General features: G+C 43.7%; 13 protein-coding genes. 9 read left to right on the top strand and 4 right to left on the bottom strand.

Annotated elements, in window-relative coordinates:
- Positions 1–10 precede the first annotated feature (10 nt).
- The 4 genes from M2444_RS28395 (at position 11) to M2444_RS28380 (ending at position 5768) form a co-directional block, all read left to right on the top strand.
- Positions 11–1897 (top strand): glucose PTS transporter subunit IIA, encoded by a 1887-nt coding sequence (locus tag M2444_RS28395; protein WP_094868509.1) that lies wholly within the window; start codon positions 11–13, stop codon positions 1895–1897.
- Positions 1894–3663 carry a phosphoenolpyruvate--protein phosphotransferase gene (gene ptsP, locus M2444_RS28390; protein WP_280788669.1) on the top strand — a complete coding sequence of 590 codons (1770 nt, stop codon included), beginning with the start codon at positions 1894–1896 and terminating at the stop codon, positions 3661–3663. The genes M2444_RS28395 and ptsP overlap by 4 nt, the downstream gene beginning before the upstream one ends.
- A 181-nt stretch (positions 3664–3844) precedes the next feature.
- A complete protein-coding gene (locus tag M2444_RS28385) occupies positions 3845–4375 on the top strand; it encodes a sigma-70 family RNA polymerase sigma factor (RefSeq protein ID WP_094868511.1) in 531 nt (176 codons plus the stop codon).
- The gene (locus M2444_RS28380; protein WP_280788668.1) at positions 4368–5768 is read left to right on the top strand and encodes a DUF4179 domain-containing protein; all 1401 of its coding nucleotides are present in this window, start codon (positions 4368–4370) and stop codon (positions 5766–5768) included. The genes M2444_RS28385 and M2444_RS28380 overlap by 8 nt, the downstream gene beginning before the upstream one ends.
- Before the next feature lie 99 nt (positions 5769–5867).
- On the opposite strand, the gene M2444_RS28375 is transcribed toward M2444_RS28380, so the two are convergent.
- Positions 5868–6392, bottom strand: coding sequence for a type 1 glutamine amidotransferase domain-containing protein (locus tag M2444_RS28375; protein ID WP_280788667.1), 525 nt, complete (start codon positions 6390–6392; stop codon positions 5868–5870).
- A gap of 206 nt (positions 6393–6598) precedes the next feature.
- Here M2444_RS28375 and M2444_RS28370 point away from each other — a divergent pair, with 206 nt between their 5' ends.
- From M2444_RS28370 to M2444_RS28360, 3 genes are all read left to right on the top strand, one after another.
- Positions 6599–7051, top strand: a complete 453-nt coding sequence (locus M2444_RS28370; protein WP_280788666.1) for a hypothetical protein — start codon at positions 6599–6601, stop codon at positions 7049–7051.
- A gap of 264 nt (positions 7052–7315) precedes the next feature.
- Positions 7316–8326, top strand: a complete 1011-nt coding sequence (gene ccpA, locus M2444_RS28365; RefSeq protein WP_036686140.1) for a catabolite control protein A — start codon at positions 7316–7318, stop codon at positions 8324–8326.
- 89 nt (positions 8327–8415) lie between these two features.
- On the top strand, positions 8416–9111 hold the full coding sequence (locus tag M2444_RS28360) for a 5'-methylthioadenosine/adenosylhomocysteine nucleosidase (protein ID WP_094868514.1): 696 nt from the start codon (positions 8416–8418) through the stop codon (positions 9109–9111).
- 7 nt (positions 9112–9118) lie between these two features.
- Here the strand turns inward: M2444_RS28360 and M2444_RS28355 are convergent, their stop codons facing one another.
- A complete protein-coding gene (locus M2444_RS28355) occupies positions 9119–9751 on the bottom strand; it encodes a GNAT family N-acetyltransferase (RefSeq protein WP_094875632.1) in 633 nt (210 codons plus the stop codon).
- A 160-nt stretch (positions 9752–9911) separates the two neighbouring features.
- On the opposite strand from M2444_RS28355, the gene acsA reads away from it, so the two are divergent.
- On the top strand, positions 9912–11636 hold the full coding sequence (gene acsA / locus M2444_RS28350) for an acetate--CoA ligase (RefSeq protein ID WP_280788665.1): 1725 nt from the start codon (positions 9912–9914) through the stop codon (positions 11634–11636).
- An 83-nt stretch (positions 11637–11719) separates the two neighbouring features.
- On the opposite strand, the gene M2444_RS28345 is transcribed toward acsA, so the two are convergent.
- Positions 11720–14632, bottom strand: a complete 2913-nt coding sequence (locus M2444_RS28345) for a transglycosylase domain-containing protein (protein WP_280788664.1) — start codon at positions 14630–14632, stop codon at positions 11720–11722.
- A gap of 145 nt (positions 14633–14777) precedes the next feature.
- Positions 14778–15377, bottom strand: coding sequence for a 30S ribosomal protein S4 (gene rpsD / locus M2444_RS28340; RefSeq protein ID WP_042126823.1), 600 nt, complete (start codon positions 15375–15377; stop codon positions 14778–14780).
- A gap of 399 nt (positions 15378–15776) precedes the next feature.
- On the opposite strand from rpsD, the gene M2444_RS28335 reads away from it, so the two are divergent.
- Positions 15777–17771, top strand: coding sequence for a sensor domain-containing diguanylate cyclase (locus M2444_RS28335; RefSeq protein WP_094868518.1), 1995 nt, complete (start codon positions 15777–15779; stop codon positions 17769–17771).
- The last annotated feature ends 149 nt before the right edge of the window (positions 17772–17920 follow it).

The raw sequence follows: 17920 nt of genomic DNA, 5'->3' as shown, positions 1-17920 counted from the left end.
GAGGGTAGCCTTGAATTGGCTCGGATCATTGCAGCAATTGGGCAGAGCCATAATGCTTCCTACCATGGTACTGCCGGCGGCAGCCATTTTGCTTAGTTTGGGCAGCTTACCTTGGTCTGCATGGGGACTTTCTTCGGTATCCGAAGTGGCTACATACGCTGGGCAGGGAATCTTTTATTTTATGCCTTATTTATTCGCTGTGGGTGTAGCATGGGGATTATCCAATCAAGCTGGAACGGCGGGTCTTGCCGCATTGGCTGGAATGTTCACTTACGACCGGATTGTTACCCATATGGGAGACGGGCTTGTACAACCTGCAACACTTATCGGAATTTTGCTGGGTATAGTTGCCGGTATCGCTCAAAACCGGTTCAAAAATATCAAGCTTCCAGAGGCGATACAGTTCTTTGGAGGGTCGCGTTTTGTTTTGCTGTTCATGGGATTGTTTTCGGCTGGCTTTGCATGGGTGATGTTAGGGATCTCTCCACTGCTGCAAAGAGGATTGGATGATCTTTTTCAAGGAATTTTGCAGACAGGCGGATTTGGCGTTTTTATTTATGGAGTGCTATATAGAGTACTAACAGCCTTCGGTCTTCACCATATTCTCAACAATGTGTTTTGGTTTCAGTTTGGAAACTTTACAACTCCTGATGGTAGCACTGTCGTTCAGGGGGATTTGCCACGTTTTTTTGCAGGCGATCCTACGGCGGGCATTTTTATGGCGGGTTTGTTTCCGATTATGATGTTCGCACTGCCAGCCATTGCTTTTGCAATTATTCAGGAAGCGCGCGAGGACTTGAAGCCTAAAATTAAAAAGACTTTCATGCGAGCGGCTTTGGTTTGTTTTCTGACCGGGGTTTCAGAGCAGATTGAATTCGCGTTTTTGTTTGCTTCTCCGTATTTATTCGCGATACATACTGTAATGTCTGGTCTTGCTATGGTACTGACCTATATGCTGGGAATTCATCACGGGTTCTCTTATTCGGCAGGAGCGATTGACTTCTTTTTGAATATGCATCTGTCGCAGAGGGCTTGGCTTTTGATTCCGATCGGTATTGGTTATGGAATTGTATATTATAATTTATTCCGCTGGGCGATTCGCCGTTTTCAGATCCCGACACCAGGGCGTGAAGAAGGTTCCGAACTTGGTGATTGGGCAGGCAATATCCCATATCAGGCACCACTGATCTTGGAGGCGCTTGGTGGCAAGGAGAATATCGTACAAGTACAATCCTGTATCACTCGTTTGAGGCTAACCGTCCATAATGATCGATATATAGATACGGGGGCGCTAAAAGGTCTTGGCTCTGCTGGGATTATCAAGCTCGGTGGCGGGAATGTTCAGGTAGTATTTGGTACGTATTCAGAGCTTATCCGCGAGGAGATTAATAAGCTAATGCTTCGTGATTTGCCGCAGGTGTTGTTCAGTTCTCCGATGCAGGGTAGAATGATGCCCATTGAGGAAGTACCGGATCACATCTTTGCAGCGAAGCTAGTGGGTGATGGAGTTGCATTTTTGCCGGAAAAAGGGGAGCTTACATCACCTGTATTCGGGAAAGTTATGCACGTCTACCCTACAATGCATGCCGTTGGTATTGCTACACCGGAAGGGCTGGAGGTACTTATGCATATAGGGATCGACACTTCGCAGCTTAAAGGGCCATTTGAGGCGGTTGTAAAAGAAGGCGACAGTGTGGAACCAGGTCAATTGCTTGTTAAATTCGACCTCGCTTATTTGCGTGAGCATGCAGCTTCACTGGCTACACCAATGGTGATTACGAATCCTGATCGAGTAAAATCATGGAGCTATGCTCCATTTAAAAATGTTAAAAAGGGGCAATCTTCAGTAATGTCCGTAGTCTTACATGAAAGTAACGTTGGAGGGATAGAAGGATGATACAAGGCATAGGCGCAGCAGCAGGTGTAGCTATCGGGAAGGCCTTTGTCTTACCGAACTGGGAGTGGAGCTTACCAGACACACAAGTGAACCCAGTGGATCTAGCTAAGGAGTTTGAGCGTTTATACGAAGGTATCCGTACCTCTAAGGACGAGATTGAATTCATCAAAAAAGAATTCAGAGAAGTAGTCGGTCCAGAGGAATCCAGCATTTTTGATGCTCATCTGGCGATTTTGGATGATCCGGTGTTTATGAGCGAAATCCGGGGGATTATTGAACGCCAGTATAAGGCGGCGGAAGTGGCTGTTAAGGAAGCGATTGATCATTTTGTAGCGATGTTTGATCTGCTGGATGATGAATACATGAAGGAGCGGGCGGTTGATATCAAGGATGTCGGTAACCGTCTGTTAAAGCATCTTTTAGGTGCTCCTGAAGTCACGCTGCCATCGGATACACAGCCATATATTCTCGTCGCGAAGGAGTTGTCTCCTTCCCAGTTAGCTCACTTGAACCCAACTTATGTTCTAGGTATTGTTACTATGATGGGCGGTAAAACCTCACATTCCTCCATTATGGCTCGTGCGCTGGGTATTCCGCTCGTAGCAGGCTTGGAGAATAATTTGTCTAACCCAATTCAGACCGGAGACATGCTCGTGATAGACGGAGACACCGGATCTGTGCAAATTCATCCTGATGAGGTAACGATCAATGAATATGTGTCTCTTCGAAATAAGCAGCATAAAAAGAAAGAACAACTGGAATTGCTTGCTACAGTCGATGCCGTCACTAAAGATGGCGTTAACCTGCGATTGGCCGGTAATATCAGCTCCGTCAAAGAACTGAATTTAGCGCTCAAGTATGGAGCTGAGGGTGTAGGTCTATTCCGTACAGAGTTTCTTTATATGGATCGCAGTTCTTTTCCGACGGAGGATGAACAATTCGAAGTGTATAAACAGGTTGTCGAGAAGGTAGGCAGCAATATGGTTGTGATCCGTTCGCTGGATATAGGCGGGGACAAGCATCTGGATTACTTCCAGCTGCCAGAAGAGCAGAATCCGTTCCTTGGCTATCGTGCCATTCGAATCAGCTTGAATCGACAAGATATGTTCAAAACTCAGCTAACCGCCATTTTGCGGGCGAGTGCACATGGGAATGTAAAGCTAATGTTCCCTATGATATCTTCCGTAGAAGAAGTACAAGCGGCAAAAGCTGTATTGGAAGAAGTGAAGGCTGAACTGGAGCTTAGGGGCATACCTTTTAATCGGAATATTCCAGTCGGTATTATGATTGAAGTTCCAGCTGCGGTTATGATTGCGGATTTACTGGCTGAGGAAGTAGATTTTTTCAGTATTGGTACGAACGATTTGGTGCAATATGTACTAGCCGTAGACCGTATGAATGAACAAATTGCGCATATGTATCATCCATATCATCCAGCGGTTCTGCGAATGATCCGTATGACTGTAGAAGCAGCGCGTAATGCAAAAATAGATATAAGTGTATGTGGTGAAATGGCAGCAGATGAACGTTCTTTGCCACTTTGGCTGGAGCTAGGGATTAGTGATCTTAGCATGTCGCCGCAGGCACTGCTTAAGGTTAAACACCGTACCCTGAATACACTGGCTATAGACGCTACAAGGGTTGCCAAAGCTTGCTTCCATCATCGTACAAGCTCGGAGACGGAAGAAATCCTAAGTGCTTATGCTCAAAAAAGCGGTATTACACTTGGATCAAGCGTGGAAACAAAGGAGAAAGCTTCTTCATAGGTTATCAAGCGCTACATCATCAAGTCCACATCAAGGTTCGGCATTCTTGCCGAGCCTTTTTCTTTTGTACTAGATTGTTATAAAAAAACAAAACCGTTTGCGCTTCGGCGCAGTCTATACATAGAGCATGTTGTACAGGAATGGTTTATGCGTGAAAGCAAGGGGGGAGGACAAAACAAGCATGGAACACATTATTAAAGACGAAATGGAAATAGTTGCTACGGAAGAAGATACATTCTACGAGCTGGTAGCTGAACAGAAAAAAAAGCTATACAGCATTGCTTACAGCTATTTGCGAAACGAAGCGGATTCTTTAGAAGTTTTGCAGGAGGCAACCTGCCGCGCATGGATTAAACGTAAAAGCTTAAAGGACTCCGAGAAGTTTGCTCCTTGGTTAACTCGTATTCTGATCAATTGCTGTAATGATGAGTTGAAGCGCAGAAATAGGAAGGCTGTCGCAGAAGTTGCTCGAAGTGATGTAGGGGTTATGGAGATGAAGAGTGACCGCAGGTTGGATATGGAACAAGCGCTGGATGGGGTTAAGCCGAAGTATCGGCAGGTGCTTATACTCAAATATTACAAGGATATGACTCTTTCAGAAATAGCAGAGGTTCTCGATAAACCGGAGGGTACCGTGAAGACTTGGCTGAACAAGGGACTAAAACAACTGCGTGACAAAATGAAACGGAAGGGGGAGCTATTTTATGGCTGAGTCGGAAGAACAGCTGCTGAACGATTATTTTCAGAAAATCAATATTGAGGCTGAGGAAATCCCGGAAGTTAAACTGGACATGGCGATCCGTAAGGGGATGTTACAAGGTAACCGTAAAAGGTGGTCTTTTAGAAAAAGATACGCTGTTGTTGCGTTGGCGGTCTTAACTATTGCCTTATTGATTATTGTCCCATGGGTACATCAGATGGCCAATCCTGTTCGTGCGCAGTTACCACCAAAAAGCTGGGGGAAGCTTGAGGTATTTAGACCCATTATCGCTAATAATCTGACTATAACATCAGCACTTGATGCGGGAATAATGAAGGAAGTAAATATTTCTTCAGCTGAGGTGGACGGAATAAAGTGGACGGTTAACGGAATTATGGCCGATCGAAGAGGAATTGCGGTTCTGTATACAATTGAAAACAATACAGATCGGAAAATGCAACTGTTTGGACTATCCTTGAAAAAGACTCCTGAAAGTAATATTTATCGCACAGGATACAGCGGGTTTAGCACTATTAACGCACAAGAGGTTGGATCTCCTGGGACAACTCGTATGTACGAGCAAATCGTATGGGATGAATATCAGGATGAGTTGGAAGACCCGTTGAATATTTCTCTAAGGTTGCTTCCGGCACCTGATGATCCAGCTTTATCAAGCGGTGAGCTTAAATCTTTAAACATTCAGATTCCAATGGATACCAACAAGGTTTATATTCAAGGAAAAAGAGTTGATCTAAAGGATAATCTGTCCATCGCCGGACAGCAAATTAACATGGAGAATATCTATATTGGACCTACGGGTATTTATATGCGGGAAAGATATGACCAAAAGAATACAATGAGGATATTTAATATGCTTTCACCTAAACTTGTCATCGGAAAAGGAGAGCAACAAGAGGAGTTAATGTGGGTAAGTGGATCGAATATTTATCATAATGATAATATGAGACCTGATGATCCGATTAAGTTTGAAATTGAAGGGATTTCTGCTCTAGATCTATCTAAGCTGGAGCTTGTGATTAATACCGAAACACAGCAGATTCTGAAGGTACCCGATAACAATCTGACGATTTCCAAACGAATGGAGAACGAAGAGCAGGGAATTTTGGTGTTAGATTACTTTATTCCTAAAGAAGAGGAGGACTCGCTTAATGATAGAGGTTTTGGATTGAGCGATTATTTTGAAGATAGCTCTGGAAGCGGGCATATGATGGAAACTATCAAAAATGATTACTCAGGGTATAGAGAGTTTAATGAAAGTAGTAAGGGAACTACAATAACCTATTTCTTCAATGTAGGTAAGGAGAAGTTACCCCAACCGTTGACTTTCTGGTTTAATTCTTATCCAAACGTAATCAAGGAGAAAGCGTCCATTCGAATGAATTGAGTAACTCGGATGTCGAGCGAATTAAATCTAAAGCCCTGTTCTTCACGTTTAGTGAGAAACAGGGCTTGTTTAATTGTTAGACTATAAATCTACCGTATTTTATTCCCCAGCTAACGCATCGCAAAAAGCTTTACCATAAGGCGGCAGATCTGGCGGGCGGCGAGCAGAAATAATATGTCCATCCGTAACCACAGCTTCATCCTTCCATATCGCTCCGGCATTCTCCATGTCATCACGGATGCCAGGTGTAGAGGTGACGGTTACACCTTCGAGAATTTTAGCAGAAATTAATACCCAACCTGCGTGGCAGATTTGCCCAATAGGTTTCTTAGCTGCATTGAAATCCTGCACAAGCTGTAGTACGGCACTGTATCTGCGGATTTTATCAGGGGCCCAGCCGCCAGGAACTAAAATCCCGTCATAATCTGCGGCATTAAGATCGTCCCAGGAGTACTCTGCTTTTGCAGGCACACCATATTTGCCGATATATGTTTTATCTTTTTCCAAACCTGCCAAGTGAACCTCAGCGCCTTCTTCTCTTACTCGGTACACGGGATACCAGAGCTCCAAATCTTCAAATTCATCGTCTACGAGTGCTATGACCTTTTTTCCAGCTAGTCTCATTTTGTAAAGCTCCTTTCGCATCACATGATCCTTCATATTCTATCAAATTTAAAATACGAAGTCATCTGGAGTGTTGTAAATTATAGATGAATTGCCAATTTAATCATTATATGCAATTAAGGAGGGTTTTAATCGAGAGAGGTCGAATATAGAAATTGAAAAGTCATACTTTGTACTTAATTCATTTCTTGCAAGAGGTGTAGAAGATGTATACAGATAACTTAATGGAGAAGTTGTGCAGCTGTGGTGGCCTCATGAACTTACATATGCATTCATTGATTTTTAATACGAAGGTGAAGATTACAAATGTCCCTGTCTATACTTGTCCGAAATGTACTAGTTATGAGCCCTTGTCGTTTATTAAAGCAGATCTAGGAAAGCTAGTGAAAGAACTGAATGCGGATTTGCCAAGACAAGATTTTTCGTTTACTCAAAGAAATGAATTAGCTAGTGTCCTAAAAGAATCTTTGACAGAGGTTATTGTCGGCGGATTTCAAGAATTAGAGTTGGCTATCCGAGAGACAATTCAGGCTAGAGTGGATATGTTACTTGATCTATACCGACTAGCTGAGGGGCTCGAAGACCAGAATTGGATGGAAGAAACTAGTCGAAGGCTGTCTCAATTAACGTTGCAAACGACTAAAAACGCAAATTATTAAAACATTCTGTGAAAATAATGAAAAACTTTCACGGAATGTTGGATTTTTCACTCACTTTTTGTTACGATAGATAGAAGTTACATTATTGTGCTCGTGAATAGGGAGACCTACACTAGTCAAAAATTGTAATTAGGGGTTACGTCTTCATCCTTGAAAGAAATTTTGAAAGGAAAATGAAGCGTTATCATTGCACAATTGTACAAAGTGTCGTATCATATTTTTAATTAGTCGAACGATAAAATTTATCGCAATGGAGAGAGTAATTTGACGGTAACCATTTACGATGTAGCTCGAGAAGCAGGCGTATCTATGGCTACGGTATCACGGGTTGTGAACAATAACCCTAACGTGAAACCGCAGACCCGGAAGAAAGTTTTTGAAGCGATTGAGCGTTTGGGATATCGTCCCAATGCCGTGGCGAGAGGACTTGCCAGTAAGAAAACGACAACCGTTGGGGTTGTCATCCCTGATATTTCAAACTCGATTTTTGCAGAAATTGCACGCGGGATTGAAGATATCGCGAATATGTATCATTACAATATTATATTGTGTAACGCGGATAAGCGTAAAGAAAAGGAAATCCGTGTCATCAATACCCTTTTGGAGAAACAGGTCGATGGTCTGCTCTTCATGGGTGGTACGGTAACTGATGAACATATTCAAGCTTTCCAGACTTCTGCAGTTCCGATTGTCCTATGTGCTACACGGGATGAGAAGGGGACTTATCCTTCCGTTGACATCGATCATGAAACCGCTGCTTTTGATGCAGTGAATACATTGATTCGTCACGGTCACCGTGAAATAGCAATGATCAGTGGTACACTGCAGGATCCTGCGAATGGATATGCGCGTTTCCATGGTTATAAGAAAGCCCTTGAACAGGCTGGAATCGAATACCAAGAGGATTTAGTTCGTATCGGTAACTACCGCTATGAATCTGGTGTCGAAGCCATGAAGTATTTCCTTGGACTCAAGAAGAAGCCAACCGCTATTTTTGCCGCAACCGACGAGATGGCTATTGGTGCAATTCACAGTATTCAAGATGAAGGTCTGAAAGTACCGGATGACTTCTCCATTATTAGTGTGGACAACATCCGTATGGCTTCGATGGTTCGTCCATTGTTGACGACAGTAGCCCAGCCTATGTATGACCTAGGTGCGGTAGCAATGAGACTTTTGACGAAACTCATGAAGAAAGAGACGGTTGAGAATCCGCGGGTTATCCTGCCTCATGAAACGATTCTCCGCCTGTCTGTTAATCATCTGAATAAGTAATTTAAGAACTAAACAGTATTTCCGTAAAAAGCTCCTTTTGGAGCTTTTTATGTTTTTTACAGAGTAAATCAGCGGAGGAGGCGTTATCTTTGCCTGAAATAATCGGATTAATTGGTGCGATGGATGAAGAGATTAAGCTACTACTAGAAAGGATGGAAAATCAGGAGACGAAGGTCAAGGCAGGCATTCATTATTACATAGGAAATATATTTGGAAAGTCTATAGTGCTGTGTAAATCTGGGGTAGGTAAAGTGAATGCGGCAGTTACAACACAAATTCTAATTGATTCTTTTGGTGTGACTCGTGTGTTGTTTACTGGGGTTGCTGGTGCTGTGCACCCTGAGTTGAATATTGGAGATATTGTTATATCATCTACTTGTGTTCAGCATGATATGGATGCTACAGCACTTGGCTTTTCAAAAGGTGAAATCCCTTATCAGGATCATTCTGTCTTTCAGGCAGACTCTTCATTGGTACGCCTTGCTGAGAGGGCGTGTAACGAGCTAGGCCAAAAGTACTTGATCGGCAAAGTACTTTCAGGTGATCAATTCATTTCTAATGCGGAGATTGTAGCCAAATTAAGAGAGGAATTGGACGGAGCGTGCGTGGAGATGGAAGGGGCGGCGGTTGCACAAGTGTGTGTGATGAACGCCACTCCCTTTGTTATAATTCGTTCGATGTCTGATAAGTCTGACGGGTCAGCAAATGTGAGTTTTAAGGAGTTCACGGTGGAAGCCTCGGGGCGCTCACATTCTATATTAGAATATATGCTGCAGCATCTTTAATACTCGTTTAGTACATGAAGCGCTGTCTAAAGCGTACTCTGTCGAAAGTCTCCTGTGAGGACATAGGTACCTCTTGTCCAATACGAACCATTAGGCAGTTTGCTGGATGTGAACAGATTTCGGGATCATCTGTAGCATACCAAACCATATTTACAGTTTTCATTAGCCGCTCCATCATTTGACGATAAGCCCACACATCAAGTCCACTTCCTTTTAAATCCCAGTGCCAATAATACTCTGTTGTAAAGACGATGCAATTCTCTAATTGCTCTTGCTCAAAAGCAGTGGAAATCAGCAGCCGGCCTAGTCCGGCTCCCCTATAATCATTACTCACCTCAATAGCTCCAAGCTCAATTAGATCCATCATTCCACCCTGTGACCAAAGCTCCATTTCATCCGGATAATGAAAGGTTACATAGCCTATTATAGTGCCATCCTCTACAGCTGTAATTATTCGTCCTTCTGGCAGGCTAGCAATCTCTATGAGAGCTTCATGCTGTTCAATCGGCTTGCGGAAGGCATCAAGATCATGATGCATGTGGAGGGCTTTAAGGTCCTCTGGAGATCGGGGGCCACTTATTGTTAGTGTCCTGCCTTTATATGAAAGCGTATGGGAAACAGGGATTTTACGATGTTCCATAGCCGTGCTCCTTCCGGATGATAAAATATGGAATGTAAACGTTTGCTATGTTATACTAATTCAGACATAAAAAATTCACATTCAGTGCATTGACATCATTATCTAAGAAAAGAGTCTTACCCTTAAAGCTTAAATCAAACGAGTGAGGGAGGCAAGAGTGATGGGTCAAGTCCATAGCGAAATTTTGCCTGGCCGTGTGCAGAGCTCCAATATGTCTGATTACACCCAGGCAGTAGCCAATTTTAAGTGGGAGGATGTTGAACGTAACTTCTCATGGTATGACACTGGAAAGGTTAATATGGCACATGAAGCAGTGGATCGCCACGTTCAAGAAGGACGGGGAGCGGCAACGGCCCTGCTCTACAGTGATGCGGTGCGGGATGAATCCTATACATTTGCCGATCTGCTGGAACGGTCGAATCGGTTCGGAAATGTATTGCGTAAATATGGTATCGGTAAGGGAGATCGGGTATTTATTTTTATGCCTCGTCAACCGGAACTATATTTTAGTTTACTAGGCATTCTGAAGATTGGGGCAATAGCGGGTCCTCTGTTCGAAGCCTTTATGGAGACAGCAGTTAAGGACCGGCTGGAAGATAGTGGTGCGGTTGCTTTGGTTACTACACCGGAGCTACTTCATCGTGTGAAGCGAGATGAGCTTCCGAATTTGCGTCATATTTTTCTAGTAGGCGGCACCACTGATATCGAGCAAGGTAACTTAGGTTTTACTGAGGAGATGGATAACGCATCTTCTGAGCTCGAATTGGAATGGCTTGACCTGGACGATGGCCTTATCATGCATTATACATCTGGTTCTACAGGAAAACCTAAAGGTGTTTATCATGTGCAAAGAGCAATGATTCAACATTATTATACAGGTAGAGTGGTGCTGGATCTACGTCCGGATGATATTTACTGGTGTACAGCTGATCCGGGCTGGGTGACAGGAACATCTTACGGAATATTTTCACCCTGGTTAAATGGGGTAACGAATGTCGTGAGAGGGGGACGTTTTAGTCCTCAGGATTGGTATAAGACGATTGAACGAAATAAGGTTAGTGTTTGGTACAGTGCACCTACAGCATTTCGTATGTTGATGGGTGCAGGCGAGAGTTCCATTCAGGGAATTGATTTGAGCAGCCTGCGCCATGTCCTGTCTGTTGGAGAGCCATTAAATCCTGAAGTGGTGCGGTGGGGAGATAAATTCTACAACCAGCGCATTCATGATACTTGGTGGATGACAGAGACGGGAGCGCAACTGATCTGCAACTATCCTGGAATGGATATCAAACCAGGCTCTATGGGCCGTCCGTTGCCAGGCATTGAAGCAGCGATTTTAGATGATCGCGGCAATGTTCTCCCACCATTCTCAATGGGGAATCTTGCAATACGGACGCCTTGGCCATCCATGATGAATTCGATCTGGAACAATAAGGCGAAGTATGAGGAGTATTTCCGCATTCCTGGTTGGTACATTTCTGGTGATTCTGCTTATATGGATGATGATGGATATTTCTGGTTTCAAGGACGGATTGACGACGTTATCAACTCTTCTGGTGAGCGTATAGGACCTTTTGAAGTGGAGAGTAAATTGGTAGAGCATCCAGCTGTGGCGGAAGCGGGTGTAATTGGTAAACCAGACCTGGTGCGTGGGGAAATTATTAAGGCTTTCATTTCACTGAGAGAAGGCTATACTCCTACAGCTGCTCTCAAAGAGGAGATCGCGGCATTTGTTAAAGCCGGACTATCAGCGCATGCTGCACCGAGAGAGATCGAATTTAAGGATAAACTTCCTAAGACACGATCAGGTAAAATCATGCGGCGCGTATTAAAGGCTTGGGAGCTTCATCTCCCAACTGGTGATTTATCAACGATAGAAGATTAGAATGGATCATAAAAAAACACCGTTCCCTAATGAATTAAAGGGAACGGTGTTTTGCTGTGTGAAGTTATTCTCTTGACTACCGGTTAATGGTTTCCAGGCGTATTGCCGGCTGTACCACTATTACTGTTTCCGTTACTGCTACCTTCGCCAGATGGCGTTGAAGTAGGCGTAGGTAGAATGGTTCCTGGAATCTCAATATCCTCTCCTGGTGTACTCTCAGAGTCTGTAGGAGGCGTTGTCTCCGGTTGTTGATCTGGAGTTTGTGTTGCTTCCGGAGTCGGTGTAGTGCCTCCAGCAACGCTGCCAGAAGCTGTCTCATTACCTGCGACATCAACAGCACTGACATAGAATGTTGCATTGGCACCTGCAGGCGTTCCTGGCGAGAATACCTTGCTCTCGTCAGCCATAAGTACAGCTTGCTTCTGGAATGACCCGCCGTTTAAAGAACGGTATAAGCGGTATCCGACGACATCTGGAGAGCCGCTTGGAGAGAAGCTGATCACAGCTTTTCCAGTGCTGTAAGAGACACTGACATTTCCAGGGGCAGTAGGAGCAGAGCCATCGTCCACGCGTGGATCGACTTCAGTAGGGAAATCTGTTTTGGCATCCGCTGGCATATAATACTCCAGCGATTTATGCTCCTTCATTTTAGGGAAAGCTGCCAAGAGCTCCTTAACTAATTCCTGGATCGGTTTATCACGTTTAACTACGATTTTTTCTTTTAGGAAATCCTCCGGTGTACCTTCGAGCGGGATATAATTGACGCCATTGTAAGTAATATATTTGGCTTTGGATATCCCGTCGTCGCTCTCTTTAGGTACATATTTCACATTGAAAAGATCCGTTGTGAATTTGTCAGTTAGGGCCGTTGGCAGTTTACCGCTGTATGCGGAAACTGTCTTTTTGATAATTCCCTCAGGTTGTGCGAATTTGTCTGTAACGAACAAGTCTGGCTGCTTATCAATAACAGCATTCAGGACTTTAGCCCATAAGGTCTGTGCTTGTCGTTTCTGTGTATCTCCTGTAAGGGTATTAATTTGTTCCTTATAACCAACCCACATGCCAAGTGTGACATCAGGGGTGTAGCCCATGAACCAGACATCTCCGTAGTTCTGAGTGGAGCCAGTCTTACCTACAATCGGAACGTCTTTAAAGTGTTTATAATCTCTTCTTACTGTACTTGCAGTACCTTCTGTGATTACTGTACGTAGCATATCGGTCATTAGATAAGCAGTCTGCTCAGAGAATACTTGTTCAGGGTTAACCTTGTGCTGATAAACGATCTTTCCTTCCGAATCTACAATCTTCTCGATCATATAAGCATCATTAAATGCTCCCTGATTGCCAATGGCGGAATAGGCATTGGTTAATTCTTCAACGGATGTACCGTATCGAAGACCACCTATAACCCCAGTCTGCGCTCTGTAATCATCTTCAGTGAGTGTAGTAATCCCTAGCTTTTTAGTAAAGGCCCAAGCATCCTCTATTCCGACCTTTTCGTTAAATAGTTTAAGTGCCGGTAGGTTGAGGGATTTATTAAGTGCATAGCGAGCCGTAACTAAACCCTGATAGCGATTGTTTGCATTTTTAGGAATATGGAAGCCTTTCCCGCCATCCTTCAAAATGATTGGAGCATCATCTAAGATCCCGGCAGGTTGAATCAGTCCTGCATCTAAGGCAGGTAAGTATGCTGAAATCGGCTTCATCGTTGAGCCAGGTTGCCGGACCATTTGGGTTGCATAGTTCATTTGCTCGATATTAAAATCGCGGCCCTCAATCATACCGAGAATGGCTCCGGTCTTGTTGTCGATCAATATACCAGCCGTCTGTTCAATACCTTTTGTTTTGCTGTCCTTGGTGAAATTACTGCTATCTTCGGAAATACTGTGCATTGCACTGTATACTTTCTTATCAATCGTGGTATAGACTCGGTAACCGCCAGTCATTAACTGTTGTCTTGCTTCCTCAAGAAGTATGGCATTATCACTAGAGCTAGTGGTATCGGTTGTACTGTTTTTCTCTTCATTTAGTGACAAAATAATCTCAGCTGCTTTACGCTCCGTCTCCATCATCAGGTATGGATATGTAGCATAGGCTTTCTTAGTGTGAGGAGCGAGAGAGCTTTTAATATCGAATTTGAGTGCTTCATCATATTGGGAGGTAGTGATCTTGTTCTCCTCCAGCATACGACGAAGTACAAGCTGTTGACGATCCATAGCTCTGTTGAACGCCTTTGCGTTAAATTCTCCAACGCCATTGAATGCTGAATAAGCGGAAGGGAGCTGTGGAAGGCCGGCCAAATACGCCGCTTGGGCAATATTCAGCTTGTCTAGATCATCCAGACCGAATATACCTTTGGATGCAGCTTTAATCCCAAATACGTTATAGCCATTCGAGCCATTACCGAACGGAACCTTGTTCAGATAAGCCGTTAAAATCTCTTGCTTGGTCAAGAAGCGCTCTAGTCTAAGTGAAAGTAGAATTTCTTTTGCTTTGCGATCTTCTGTTCGATCCAGATTGAGAAATACACGTCTTGCGAGCTGTTGAGTAAGAGTACTGCCTCCGGTCTGAACAGATTCATTTAATATCTTTTGTTTGACGGCACGTAAGGTGCCTTTGAAATCCACGCCATTATGCTCATTGAAATTATTGTCCTCTATAGCGAGAACTGCATCAATAATTATTTGGGGGATATCGTTGTATTGAATGAGCCTTCGATCTTCTTCTGTACGAAGCTGGCCGATCGGTGCGCCATCACGGAAGTATGCGAATCCGGTAATTGCATTTTGTCCGACTTGCTGTTGAATCATTTCCTCGGAGCGAACAGGTTCATCTTTCACCATGGAAGTGACATATCCTGCTGCTGCACCACCGACGAACAGAATGCCTATTATGCCAAGAATAAACATCCACTTAACTACAGAACCGAACCTGCTAAGCCCAGATCTGCGGGGTGAAGGCTTCTTTACGTTTTTTTTCTTGTTCTCTTGAACCATCGACGATAATTCCTCCTTTTAACGGAATTATTATAGCACAAATTGGCGATTTTGAATGCAGTCTGAGTGTTCATTACCTATTAGAATAACAAAAAGCCTCCGGATAAATCCGGGGGCTTTGGCCATACTCGCTATAAGCGAGATATTAACGGTTGTAGAACTCGACGATTTGTTTCTCATCGATATCCTGGGAAAGCTCGGAACGTTCTGGCAAACGAATGTATTTACCTTCGAAAGATCCTTCAGCATATTCCAGGTAAGCTGGAAGGTGGGAACGGTTAGCAAGAGCTTCTTTGATGGAAGCCATGCTTTGGCTTCTTTCGCGAAGACCGATAACGTCGCCCAAGCTTACACGGTAAGAAGCGATGTCGACTTTTTTGCCGTTAACAGTTACGTGTCCGTGGGATACCAACTGACGTGCACCTGCACGGGAGTTAGCAAATCCAAGACGGTAAACTAGGTTGTCCAAGCGGCTTTCAAGCAAGAACATGAAGTTTTCGCCCGCAAGACCTGGAAGTTTTTGTGCTTTAGTGAAGAGAGTTTTAAATTGCTTCTCTCCCAAACCATACATGTGACGCAGTTTTTGTTTTTCCAAAAGCTGCATTCCGTAGTTACTTACTTTTCTGCGTTGGTTAGCTCCGTGTTGTCCTGGTGGAAAAGGGCGTTTCAAGTCTTTTCCTGTACCGCTTAGGGAAATGCCCAGACGGCGGCTGAGTTTGAATTTAGGTCCGGTGTAACGTGCCATGTTATAGTAGACTCCTTTATAATTGAAATTTCAGGGTAGGGCCTATTTGCGCCGCATTTCGTATCCGTGATTAGCATTAATGGCTTCCACACTGCCAGGGAAGTTCAGCCGCTGCCCTGGCAGTAACGAAATGCGTGAGGGTGACACAACGTTACGCCCAAGTAAGACTTGTTACAGTCTTGTTCAACAATAAATATTATATGAATACAGTATACAAAGTCAAGCGCTTATTAAAAGAGTTTTTGTCAATCTTTGTCGATAGTTCTTTGGTCCTAAAAAAAAGTCCCGGAAATGATGAAAATATAATGCAATACACAAAGAAAGGGAGTAAAATATAGTTAATTAGTTGTTACTAGTGAAGATAGTTTTCTTAATCAAGATGCAAAGGGGATCTTCGTTATGTCAGAGCAGAAAGCATACGTCCATAAAGACAGCCGTATGCTGTTACAGGACAACATACACGCTAGTAGAGATTCCGAAGATCCCACCGCCTGGCTTAGGGAAACGGAAATAGTAACGCATGACTTCCCTTATCTAGCAAATCTGATTGCAGACAGTTTCAATGAATGGTTTGGTGGGCTCGATGTCCTCCCATTCTCCAGATCATGGGAATGGTGTGTACTGAATTTTGAAGGTAAATATTTAAATAATAATTTGGGTCAACAAGAACTATGGAGGCAGCACTGGGAACAGGCAGCGGCTTCCAGCTTAATTTCAGGATCAATCTCTGCCATTCCGTTAACCGTAGAAGGTAAGGATCTAAGTTTTTTTACTATACCGCTATTCACTCGCGTCGATAATGAAATTTTTGCATTTTTGGGCTGTTCTATGCCAACGCAACAATATGAAATGGGTGGAAGAGATACTGCAGAAGCTATGTCGCTGCATTACCGCACCTGTTTTTATCATAAGTTTGAACATATATTTGTAGCTGATCTTGCAAGTACCCATATTCATGCAGAACGTGAAAGCAATCGTCGTTCATTGTTATTTCAGATTGTCCAGCGGATGCATGACAATATTGATGTTGATGCTGTACTTTCGGAAGTTATTGATAGCATCTCTGCGATGTACCCTGGAGCCAGACTCGACCTGTATATGTCACAAGATCATCGCAGCACTAATCCGCAGGTCAAACCCTTACCTTTCCACATGTCCAGTGATGATGTCTGTGCCAGGGCGTTCAAGGATGGACGTGTTGCACTGAACACTAGTGATGAAGATCACCGAAATGTAGAAATAGGGCTTCCGTTAGGTGGTAAGCAGGGGGTTTATGGGGTATTCCATATGGTGATGGATAATCCAATCTTCCCTGACGTTGATTTAAGGTTTCTCACAATGGTAGCCGATACGGCTGGAACTGCTTTTGAGAATGCCAAGCTTTACGAGCGCTCCAATCAGCTGATCCGTGAGCTTCGTATGAGTAACGAGCTTACCCAGCGTTTGAATCAAAGCTTGCGATTAGGCGATATTTTTCAATTTGCGTTTGAAGAGCTACTTGAAATGTTTGGTGCAGATTACTGCTGTATCTTACATATGAATGAGGAAAAGGGTGGCCTAGAAGTTATTGCCTGCAACCATCCCTCATTGCAGAATGAAGTATTAGAAGTAGGGGCAGGTTTAGGTGGAAAGGTGTATTCCACAGGTGAATCACTGATCATGTCTGACTACATAGATAATCCTAAGACAACTTCCCGACTAATGAATGCTACCGGTTCACAGTCGCTGATTGCTACACCTCTTAGTGTGGGGGGAGAAGTGCGAGGTGCGATTATGCTGGCACATCGAGATTCACATTATTTTTCCTATGACAACTACAGGCTGTTGCAGGCGATGGCGGGACATATAGGTCTAGCAGTAGGTAACGCCAGGCTACATGCTGAAGTCAGACGTCTTGCGAACAGAGATAGCCTAACAGGTCTCTATGCTCGTCATTATTTGGACGAAGAGATAAAAGAAAGACAGTCTACGGACTTCTGCGGCTGTTTAATTGTTGTGGATATTGATCAGTTCAAAATCGTGAATGATACCTATGGTCATCAAAAAGGCGATAAGATTCTAAAAGAGGTTAGTGAAATTGTGAAATCTTCCATCCGTCAAGGGGACATTGCCGCGAGATGGGGTGGGGAGGAGCTCTCCGTTTATTTACCGTTGATGGGAATGCAGCAGGCGGGTTATGTAGCTGAGCGTATACGCAAACGCGTTATGGAAGAAACTGAACCTAGTGTAACGGTATCCTGCGGAATAGCGGAATGGAGCTGGATGGACGATCGAGTAAGTGTTGAGTCATTATTTTATCGAGCGGATATGGCGCTGTATAAAGCTAAGAATAACGGTCGGAACCAAGTTGTTTTTGATACCAAAGAAAATGATAGCAATATTAAGAACTCGTGAGGTAAGTCTCAGGGGTTCTTTTTTATATGCGCAGTTATTATGGCTCTAATTGCGGTATAAGGCTTGCAGGAAGGGAGAACCCTATACGCGTGGGTTGTACTTAAGTAAAATACTCCGAGAAAGGCCTGAGGTCCGTGAGAAAGCTATTA

Source organism: Paenibacillus sp. PastF-3 (assembly GCF_029893135.1).
GTDB classification, from domain to species: Bacteria; Bacillota; Bacilli; order Paenibacillales; family Paenibacillaceae; genus Paenibacillus_AQ; species Paenibacillus_AQ nitricinens.
Note: the sequence above shows the minus strand (reverse complement) of the source record. Positions and strands in the feature narration are given on the sequence as shown.